Annotated in this window: 1 protein-coding gene; it reads left to right on the top strand. The window is 42.7% G+C overall.

Annotated features, from left to right (window positions below; genetic code table 11):
- The coding region (locus GPK60_RS15470) for a VaFE repeat-containing surface-anchored protein (protein WP_252191412.1) at positions 1–1,463 on the top strand (1,463 nt) is incomplete at both ends.

The raw sequence follows: 1,463 nt of genomic DNA, 5'->3' as shown, positions 1-1,463 counted from the left end.
GACGGAACTATCCATTATGTATCCAGACTTGCCGACAGCTACAAAGTATCCGGCGACAGCTTCTATACACAGGACGGTAAAAATGTACTGCCACTTGGTACACTTACTGTCACAGAAACAAAAGCACCAAACGGTTATCTGTTAGATGGTGCATATATGCAGGCTGACGGAAGTTCCGAACAGATTAAGGGGACATACCTTACACAGATTTCCGAAGATGGCGAACTTGCTGTGCTTTCTGGAAGCAACCAGTATTCCGTATCTGACAAGGTTATCCGTGGCGGTGTGAAAATCCAGAAACGTGACCTTGAAACAAAGGATACCAAAGCACAGGGAAGTGCGACCTTACAGTACACAGAATTTAATATCATTTCCTTAAATGACAGTCCTATACTGGTTGAGGGAATATTATATAACAAGAATGAAACCGTAAAGAAAATTCAGACAGGCATTGACGGAATTGCTTCTACTTCTGCTGATTTACTCCCTTACGGAAATTACAGATTAGAAGAAAGCAAAGCACCAGAGGGCTATTTGACAGACGGTGCAAAAGCAATCGACTTTTCTATCACAAAAGATGGAAAAATCGTGGACTTGACCGATAAATCCCACTCTGTCTACAACCAGATTAAGCGTGGCGATATTGAGGGTGTAAAAATCGGTGCAGGTACACACAAACGTCTTGCAGGTGTTCCGTTTAGAATTATAAGCAAGACAACGGGAGAATCCCATATTGTAGTTACTGACAAAAACGGTCAGTTCTCCACTGCTTCAAGCTGGGCTTCCCACAAGGTCAATACCAATGCCGGAAAATCCAGTGAGGACGGTGTATGGTTTGGTACATCTGAACCAGACGACAGCAAAGGTGCATTACTCTATGATACCTATGTGATTGAGGAATTAAAGTGTGATTCCAACGCCGGATTTAAGCTGATTCCAGCCTTTGAGGTGGTCGTATCCAGAAATAAAGTGACCGTAGATTTAGGGACACTTACTGATGAATACGAAAAAGAAATCACAATCCATACCACAGCGACCGACAAGAAAACAGGCGAAAAAATGATTGTTGCCGGAAAGGACATCAAGATCGTGGACAAAGTCACACTTGATGGCTTGGAAGCTGGAACAAAATATAAACTTTCCGGCTGGCAGATGTTAAAGGAAGAAAACGCCGAACTTCTGATTGACGGGAAACGTGTAGACAGTAATTATACTTTCACTGCTGACAGTGAAAAAATGACGGTTGAGATTACTTACAGTTTTGACAGTTCAGCTCTTGGCGGTCAGAACCTTGTTACTTTTGAGGAATTGTACGATATAAGCAATCCGAAAGAGCCTGTCAAGGTTGCCGAACATAAAGACATCAACGATGATGGACAGACTGTTCTTATCACAGAACGTATCATCAAAATCCATACGACCGCTACGGACAAGAACGGCAAGAAAGAAATCGAAGCCGGAAA

Source organism: Ruminococcus sp. MCC718 (assembly GCF_018783905.1).
Lineage (GTDB): Bacteria > Bacillota > Clostridia > Lachnospirales > Lachnospiraceae > Hominisplanchenecus > Hominisplanchenecus faecis.
This window is presented reverse-complemented; position numbering and strand designations above follow the sequence as displayed.